This window comes from Candidatus Kryptobacter tengchongensis, assembly GCF_001458555.1.
GTDB classification, from domain to species: Bacteria; Bacteroidota; Ignavibacteria; order Kryptoniales; family Kryptoniaceae; genus Kryptonium; species Kryptonium tengchongense.
The window spans coordinates 1-8,788 of record NZ_CZVH01000082.1 but is presented as its reverse complement, the minus strand read 5'-3'; the positions used below and the strand labels follow the sequence as shown (position 1 = coordinate 8,788).

The window sequence follows — 8,788 nt, the reverse complement described above, 5'->3', positions numbered from 1 at the left end:
ATTTATAAAGACTTCATATCCTTGTTTCTTCTTCTCAATCGCAAGATAAATAAACCTATCAACCATATCAGAAACACCTTTAACGAATTCATCACCCGCATATTTTTCATCATATCTGCTTGCCTCAAGAAAATATCCAGAAAATGTGGGATTATCGTAAACCAAATATCCCTGTGATTTTAAAAACCTTTGAAGTGTTCTTACGCAAATTTCATTTGAATAAGTGTTCGTCCCAGATAAATAAACTTCAATTTCCCGTGGGTTTTTACCTTCAACAATTCTCAAGAAAGTATTCATCTCAGCTGAATTTTCCTTTGGATTTGCTCTCAAAAAATCAAAAATTTCATTCATAAAATTGACATCGTCAATTTTTTCTCTCCAGAAATCGCTATCCATCTGCGAGATTTTGCCAAATTCAGATTTGCTTCTTTGAAAATTCGTGAGAAGTGAATTGCCGACATTGATTATGTGAAATTGCTTCATATTTTTTCACCTTTATTTATTTTTCATTCAAGAAATTTTACTTTAACCCAACCCATCGGATATTTCCCCTCAAATAGATTCCTTGTATTTCCCCACTTTCTATTGTGTGGATTTCTAAAATTATTTATTGTAACCGCATAAACACCCGAAAAACGACCAACTCTAATCACGCATTCATTTTCATTTTGATTTACTCTAAATAAACTTCTCATCCTATCAATAATATCATGCATATCAAGGGCGAGTTTATAAAACTCTTGCTCTCGCTTAAATTCATCATTGTAAAACTCATTGCAACACTGAATTATGAAGTCTTTATTTAATTCCCTCGCTACACCTCTTACAGATGGTAGAAATTCATCAATTCTTATTTCACCTTCAAACTCAACTATTTTACCAGTATTAATTTGCCCCAAAAGCACTTCTTTTATCATTTGAATCCCAACCGTTGTAATTCTATCTCTCCTCTTATCAACCCTTGCATTGAAAACCTCACCTATTGCCATGACATCGTTGCTTATAAATACATCCGAAACCTTTAAAGTCCTAAACGGATCTTTAGATATATCAGGTTTAGGTTCATCCTTTCCCTTCCTTTGCGAGAGAGCCCCCATAGCCTCAAGTTCCCAAGAATTATTCCCTGGACTTTCCGGTGGTTTATATCCCTTGCTTTGTACTATGCTATCAATTATCGCAGTTCTTATTGCTCCCTTGATTGAACTTCCAGGAATATACGGTTTAAAATCATCTGTTGTCCTAACAAAAGGCGAAATCAAAAGTTGATTGTTTATGTTATTCAGGTTTCTTTTATATTTATCCGCTATATTCGGGAAAACCTTGATTTTATACTTTGAAAACTTCTCTTCGTTAAAATTTTCAACAATCAAATTTCTTAACCCAGTTATGTTGCCATCTTCAACAAAAGTATAAAATTTCCTGAGTTGTTCCTGATTTAAACTTGAGATCAACTCATCTACAATTATCCTATGAAACATTTCATTAACGATCACATAATCAAAGGGACTTAAATCTTGCCCCGCTCCAATGTGAACCGGTGTCAAAATTTGATACTTAACCTTATAAGTTTTCACATTGTCCATATCACACCTCCACTCTAACTTTTAAAGGAAAGGCGTAAGCAAATTGAACTATTTCTGGATTTGAATGAACATTGCTCACAATGCAACCGTAAAACTCCTTTACACTTCTTACTTTAAAAACGGAACCAGCTTTCATAAAGACAAGTGGTTTTTTAAAGGGATCAACTAAAGCAAAATAGTCACCAACTTTTGGATACTTGGTGAAAATTGAATACCATAGATTTTCAGCCTGACTTAAGTCATAATCCGTCGGGATAAAGTTTGAAATTGACATAAAAGCATTTGAATTTTCACTTTCTGGAAATTTATAATCCTCTTCAATTGATATAAATTTCAAACTTCCACGCCCCGTTGAAGCATCCGCTCCGAATCCTGTAAGTTCAATGTATGCTAAAATTTTCTCTAACTGTTCCCTGTTTAAAAAATTAGTTCTAACAGCAAACCACATCTTAAAACGCGACTCGTAGAATGTTTCTTCGGTTGCAAACAATTCTCCTGTTTCTCCAGTTGTAAAAGTTAACCGACTGATTTTGTTCCTCATTATATTGGTTGAGTGAATCCTCCCAAATTTATCTCTTTCCTTTTCTTCAGATTTAACTTCATCACTTAAAACTTGAAATAATTCGCTCCAACTTAACTTATCTTTTACCCTTTCAAAGTTTTCAAATTTTATCAATTCTTTTTTCTTTGCCCTCTTGAAAATCTCTCTCTCTTCAACTTTTTCAGTCCTTTCAATTTCAATTATAGGTGTTGGCAGATAACCTTCGGGGAAAGCATTTGAAACAAGTGTTGGTTCACCATTTTTATTTGCCTCAATAAATTCTTTGCCAAATTCCTCACCCCATATACGAAAACACGCCCAAGCAAAATAGCCCCAAATTGTATCCGACTGAAGTGGGGTGATAATTGGACTTCTAATTTGAAAGTTTATTTTATATGTTTTCATGACACTTCAACTTCTATTTTTAACTCTTCCGGGGAATAACTTTTTATTTCAACATCTTCAAATTTAATTTTTCCGCTTCCCCTGCTCCCATATCCACCGAGACAATCAAGCTCAAGAAGTTTCATTCCCCGCATGATCGTCTCCTCAAAAAGTTTTTCATCCGTTTCGCCACCATCCCCAGTATCAAAGACACGATATACCACTTCAAATGCAAATTTAACCCCTGGTACAACTCTTTCAAGTTTTCTTGGAACTGCCTTTGCCGTGATCCGATTTAAAGCATTTTCGGTTTTCTCCTCAACTATATCATAAACCGTAAGCCCCTTTTCCTGCATTTCCCTTCTGTATTCATCATCAATAAAAGCATCTCTAAATATAACCCTTGTTGGACCACGTCTTTTAGCAACTTCTTCCTGCTCTTTTTTATCTGGCGAAGCGCCAAATACTCTACAAATTGGACATTTTTCATCATCGCACTTATGAACTTCACCATTATTATTAACTTTATTAAAGGATAACTCAAGTAAACTTCTAATCTTCCCCTTTAGCGATGAACCAGGAATATATGGTTCATTTGTCAATGGATGTTTTAATACGGGATTATCCATTCCACCAATTTCAATAATATCACTGCTCCCTCCAATATGAAGCCCTGTTAAAACATTAATTTTCCCCGTTATAACTATATATTTTACAAGTTTCATGGTTTTAAACCTCCATTTTTTTGTTTTACTTAATCAAATCTTTCAACTTTTCCATAATAATAACCAACAACAGCTTCAAAATGCTTGACAAAACCCTCAAGGAAATCCGTTTCATCCTTCACCTCGTCTACACATTTAGAGATAAAATTAACAAACTCCTGTGGAACAAGCTTGCGTCCTTTCTGGTAATGCACTTTTGCCTTAAGCATTCTAATCAAAGGTTTAACCCTTTCAAAACCCTCCCCTTCAACTCTGTCAGCAAGTCCCCTGACCTCGTTGTAAAACTTCCTTAACTGCGAACTTTTCAACTCAGGATTCTTCGGGTTATTCCCGATGAACTTCTCTGCCCATTTTTGAGCCTCATTTGTCAACATCTCTTCCTTGATCACCCACTTTCCATCGCTTGTTTTTCTCAGAAAATATCTTTCTTCCATTTTTAATCTCCTCCTTTTAGTTTTTTACCCCTATATTTGTAGAGAACATAGAAAATTGGAATGTTAAGTGTAAGCCAAAGTTTTTTATACCCTTCCTTTAAATTATTCTCCACAAGCTCAAATAATTTTTCCATCTCTTCTCGCCCTTTAACAATTTTCCCATTTTTCCTCTCAATAAGATTTCTTGCCACATCATATTTTAAAAGGTATGTAAACCTCAAACCATTGGGGTCCCTATTTTCGTAATATTCCCTTGCCATCATCTGATATTTTAGTAATCTATGCATAAATGTCGTCTTAACCTTTGATTCCTTTGAGGTAAGCCACTTCTCAAAATAGTTTCTCCATTCCCAAAGCTTCGGCAAAAATTCCCACCTTATAGTTGTATTAAAGATCGTTAAACTATCTTTACTCTTTGCCCCATCTTTATTTTGCTTTGATTTCTCAAGAAACTCATCCGCCATTAAAATACCTCTGTTGATTGGATATTTCGGTCCGATAAGAGCAATTCCAGCACTTAAAGTTATATTTTTATTCCATGTTGTAAATTCTCTAAACTTTCTATAAACCTCCTCTGCAACTTGAATTATTTCTTTCCATTCTCCAACAAGGACGAGATCGTCTCCGCCTGAGTAAATCACATATATATTTCTATATTTTGTTTCAAGCAGGTGATTTAGATAACCAGCAAAATAAAAATCAAAACTTCGGCTTAGTGTCACATACTTTGAAATACTTAAATTTTTCGCAAATTTCCCCGAAAAAATTTGTCCGAGATTATCAACATCTGCTTTCAAAATCCCGATCATCGCTTTGCCTTCTTTTTCAATCTTTCCATTCTCACTATAAATAACCCCAAGCTCTGCAAGCTCCCCGAATGTTTTCACCCTGCCCAGAGCGTCTTTAAATGTCTGCTCAATCTCGTGGACATAGTCAAAGATAATCTCATCTTCCTTTCTCCATACAGGGACATAATTAGCCAAAAACTTTACAGGATAAACAAACCCTTCTTCCCTTTTAAAAAGCTCAAGATAATAATAATCGCTTGTGATGTTTATCTCTTTTATTTTATGCAGATTAAGGTAAACATTCCCAAAAAGTTTTATATTTCTCCCTGTGTTTGAAGGATTATTCGCAGTATATGAAATTGCATCTACCTCTGTTAACCATTTTCCAAGCGCTTGAAATGTTTTACATTGCTTACATATTTCCACAGCTTTACCCGTTTCGTCTGGTATAGTTTCAACTGCTGGATTTTCACCGCAAAATTTACAATGTCCATTTTTTCTCAATTCATCGTACAATCTATCAAGAATAAAACTCTGCCCGTTTTTGAGAACTTCAAGAAATTTCTTCCTCTTTTTTCTCTCCGCTGAAATTTGAATTGACCCAAGCACATTCTCAAAATTACCCATCATCAACTCACTGCCCGAAACCTCAACATCATAGGTAATGTTAAGCGAAATTTTGGCGTTGAATTCATCAAATAGCCAATTGGCAATTTCAATTTCTATTTCCCTCAGCTTATATTTTACATCTTCAAGATTTGGGGCAAGAACTATAAAACGACCACCTGCATTCATAATTACCGAAACAGGCGCCAATCCAAGTTTATCAAGAACATAATGAACCGCCGCTTCACCAATTGCTTGTAAATAAAACGACCTCGCTCTTAAAATCTTACTTGCACCCTTTACATTTGTAGCCGACAAAGAATATATAAAATCTTGGATACCGCTCAAATCGCCAATAACAAAAAGAAACTTTTTCTCCTCACGATTTTTTATCGCTTCTGTTGAATTTAATGTGTTTTTCCCATGGTGATATAAAACAAGGGCAAGTGCGATCGCAGATGTCGTCTTCAGATGATCGTAAAGCGAAACATCGGGCAAATCACGGGTTGAACTTGGAATGCACCAAGTATATTTTTCAAGTAGTCCCAAAACTGCCCCAATCCATATATTAAAATGATTGCTCAAAACCGAGGAATTTTTAAACTCAGCAATAAATCTATCCCACAAATTTTTATACTCATCGGTTAAATCATACGATTCTCTCTCAACAACAGGGAAAACATCTTCAGTAGGTTCAAGAGAAGTTAATTTATAAACCCAATTCTCCTTGCTTTCACCTTTTTCCTTGACATAGCTAAAAATAGAAATAAGTCGCTTTTTTCTGAAAGCCCCAACTTCTTCATCCTTGATATCTTCTGCTCTTGTCCTGTCCATACCGCTACTTAACCAATCTGCTTGTTGAATTATGTAATGAAGCGGAGTTAATGGTTTGTGATGTCTTGCAGACAAATTCTTAACATTGTCAAGCGGATCAGATGTCAATTGTTCGGATACATTTATTGGGAAAACATTTCCAAACAATTCAAAAAACTCGCTTGTCCATAGAACATGCCTGTATTTACCGAGTTCAGGGCAAAGGTCACCTTCAAGATTCAAAGTTGACGGAGATAATCCCTCGTTCCCATGGACAGCTCTTTGCCAAAATTTTCCGATATCGTGAAAAAGTGAGGCGACAATTACTGCTTTTTTAATTTTTTCTAAATCCATCGCACCTAATACTTTAATTTTCAATTGAAGTTTTGTCTCTATGGTGTAATTTTGCAATGTCCCACATTCCAAAACCCATTGAATTTCTTTCCCCAAGTCCAACATCCCACGCAAACTTTATAATTCTTTTAGTTCCCCTTAATTTGAAGGGAGCAACCATGCAACGAATTTTTGTTTCACCCTTTTCCCCTGCTTTTATCGTTATTAACTTCCTCCAGTCATTTTTCACGATATAATCAGTTTTAAAAGCAAATTCAAAATCATCATCAGGCTGATATTTATAAAACGCCTCAAACTTTTTAAATAAATTACTGCGAATAAGGTAAGGAACTTCACCATCAAAACATCCAAGGAAAACTCTCTTCCCAAGCGAATCAACCTTTGAAACAACAAGAGGAGAAATGAAGACACCGTCAAGCTCAATAACTTCCATCGGATTTCCATTAAATAATTCTGGTTCAAAGACAACCTCAACTGATTTTAAAGTGTAAAGATTATCCCTCCGTTCAAGCCATATGCGATTTACCTTGGTTAAACCGAAGGCAAAGTTTTCCAAAAATTCTTCATAAGGAGATGAGATAAAAAATGAAATCTCAGAATTAGCGGGGATTAAAATATATGCACCTTCAACATGAGAGCCATCAAAATAAAAGATTTTTGAAAATGTAAACATCTTGAAAACTTTGCCGTTAAATTTAAACCCCTTGCTATGAACCCTCCGAGCAAATTTTTTAGACTGCAAGGAGATAACTCTATAAATTAACCCCGCAACGGAATGATTGTAATTTAAACTTAAAATGTTATTCCCAACCGAAGTTAAGTTAACCTCTAAACGCATTTTAAAAACTGGGACTTTATTTTTCACCCCTCCCCTTTTTACCCCGTCTTACATATGATCTAAAGAACTTTAAAAATGCCCAGCTTCAAACCATATTTCACATTTTCAACTGGTAATATAATAAATAATAAACAAAATTGCAAATTTTCATCAAAACCTTTCCTGTTTTCATCTGATCAGCCCAATTTTACCCACGATATAAAAGAAGAAAGAAACATAAAGCCACATCATAAAGTCAAGTATAAACCCTGTTTTAATCATATCCTTCAATGTCACATAGCGAGTCCCATAGATTATTGCATTTGGTGGGGTTGCGACGGGCAACATAAAAGCCATTGATGCTGCAACTGTTGCTGGCAAAACAACAAGCTGGGCTTTGATGCCAAGATCAGAACAAATTGAAATCAAAATCGGCACCATCATTGAAGTCACAGCAGTATTTGATGTGACCTCAGTTAAAAGTTCCATAAAAATTACGATTACGAAAATGATGACAAAAAGTGATGGATGTCCGAAAAATTTTACAAATTCCGTTGAGATCACACTTGCAAGACCAGTTTTAAACAAGGCGTCGGATAAAGCTATCCCACCCCCAAATAAAAGCAAAGTTCCCCAATCAACATATTTTGAATCACCCCAATCAAGGACGAATTTCCTTTTTGACAGGTCAACTGGAAAAACAAATAAAACAATGCTTCCAAAGACTGCAATTAAATATTCATCAAACCAACTGAGCTTCTCGCCAATGAAAGGGATAAAGTTCCAGAATGGATTTGTAATCCAAAGAAAAACAGTTAAAGCAAAGCCAAAAAGTGTTAATTTTTCAGCTTTTGATAATTTGCCAAGTTTATTCTTTTCATTGATTAGTATTTCTCTTACTTCATCGCCACAGGAGACATCAAATTTAAAAACCACTTTTAAAACAAGCCACAATATCGGCAATGCGAATATCACAAATGGAACCCCAAAGCTCATCCATTCAATAAATTTATCTGAGCGATTTTCTCTTTTGCAAGGATTGAAACAGCAATTCCATTTGGAGGTGTTCCAATTATAGTTCCAACCCCACCGATTGATGAAGCGAAAGCTATTCCAAGCATTACAGCCTTGCCATATTTTGAATTCAAATCAACATTTAACCTGCTCAATATCCCAAGCCCAATGGGAAGCATCATGGCAGTGGTTGCAGTATTTGAAACCCAAAGCGAGATGAAAGCGGAAGCAATTATCAGTCCAAACAAAATTCTACCTGGGCTTTTGCTGATGTTTCCACGAGTTAAAATCCAAAGAGCAATTCTCTGATCAAGACCCCACTTTTGCAACGCGCCAGCAATTAGAAAACTGGCAAGAAAAAGAAAAATTATCGGATTTGCATAGTTCAAAAAAACATTTCTACCATTTAATTCAACCAATTTGCCATCCTGCAATCCGTATGTTTGAAAAAGTGGTAAAATAATCCCTGGCAAAAGAGATGTAATTGGGATCGGAACTGCTTCACTTATCCACCAAACTATCATCAAAACTAAAAGCGCAAGGGCGATCTTCATACTATATGAAAGTTTTAAAACCTCAGGAGTTATGTCAGAAGTGTTAATTCTTTGACTTGCATAATAAACAAATGCCTGAGGCACTGGGATAAGAATTATGATTATGAAAAGCAACAAACCAAGAAAAAGCCCAACAATTCCCCTAATTCTGTCAAACTCCATTTCCAATTGCCTA

Annotated in this window: 7 protein-coding genes and 1 pseudogene; all 8 read right to left on the bottom strand. The window is 35.3% G+C overall.

The window, feature by feature from the left end:
• Positions 1-483 (bottom strand): hypothetical protein (locus tag AT685_RS06800; RefSeq protein ID WP_143713167.1); only part of this gene is annotated, 483 nt, incomplete at its 3' end.
• 23 nt (positions 484-506) lie between these two features.
• On the bottom strand, positions 507-1,583 hold the full coding sequence (gene csm5, locus AT685_RS06795) for a type III-A CRISPR-associated RAMP protein Csm5 (RefSeq protein ID WP_072152053.1): 1,077 nt from the start codon (positions 1,581-1,583) through the stop codon (positions 507-509).
• Between the two features lies 1 nt (position 1,584).
• A complete protein-coding gene (gene csm4 / locus AT685_RS06790; RefSeq protein ID WP_072152052.1) occupies positions 1,585-2,529 on the bottom strand; it encodes a type III-A CRISPR-associated RAMP protein Csm4 in 945 nt (314 codons plus the stop codon).
• Entirely contained in the window at positions 2,526-3,233 is a 708-nt protein-coding gene (gene csm3, locus AT685_RS06785; RefSeq protein WP_072152051.1) for a type III-A CRISPR-associated RAMP protein Csm3, read from the bottom strand. Before csm3 ends, csm4 begins: the two co-directional genes overlap by 4 nt.
• A gap of 29 nt (positions 3,234-3,262) precedes the next feature.
• On the bottom strand, positions 3,263-3,667 hold the full coding sequence (gene csm2 / locus AT685_RS06780) for a type III-A CRISPR-associated protein Csm2 (protein ID WP_072152050.1): 405 nt from the start codon (positions 3,665-3,667) through the stop codon (positions 3,263-3,265).
• Between the two features lie 2 nt (positions 3,668-3,669).
• Positions 3,670-6,228, bottom strand: a complete 2,559-nt coding sequence (gene cas10, locus AT685_RS06775) for a type III-A CRISPR-associated protein Cas10/Csm1 (protein WP_159420499.1) — start codon at positions 6,226-6,228, stop codon at positions 3,670-3,672.
• A gap of 13 nt (positions 6,229-6,241) precedes the next feature.
• Positions 6,242-7,093, bottom strand: a complete 852-nt coding sequence (cas6, locus tag AT685_RS06770; RefSeq protein ID WP_072152048.1) for a CRISPR-associated endoribonuclease Cas6 — start codon at positions 7,091-7,093, stop codon at positions 6,242-6,244.
• A 141-nt stretch (positions 7,094-7,234) separates the two neighbouring features.
• Positions 7,235-8,583, bottom strand: a pseudogene (locus AT685_RS08630) (SLC13 family permease).
• Between the last annotated feature and the right edge of the window lie 205 nt (positions 8,584-8,788).

Excerpts from the sequence above, each read along its gene's own strand:
- csm2 (WP_072152050.1), bottom strand. The coding sequence starts at position 3,667 with ATGGAAGAAAGATATTTTCTGAGAAAAACAAGCGATGGAAAGTGGGTG.
- csm4 (WP_072152052.1), bottom strand. The coding sequence starts at position 2,529 with ATGAAAACATATAAAATAAACTTTCAAATTAGAAGTCCAATTATCACC.
- cas10 (WP_159420499.1), bottom strand. The coding sequence starts at position 6,228 with ATGGATTTAGAAAAAATTAAAAAAGCAGTAATTGTCGCCTCACTTTTT.
- csm5 (WP_072152053.1), bottom strand. The coding sequence starts at position 1,583 with ATGGACAATGTGAAAACTTATAAGGTTAAGTATCAAATTTTGACACCG.
- csm3 (WP_072152051.1), bottom strand. The coding sequence starts at position 3,233 with ATGAAACTTGTAAAATATATAGTTATAACGGGGAAAATTAATGTTTTA.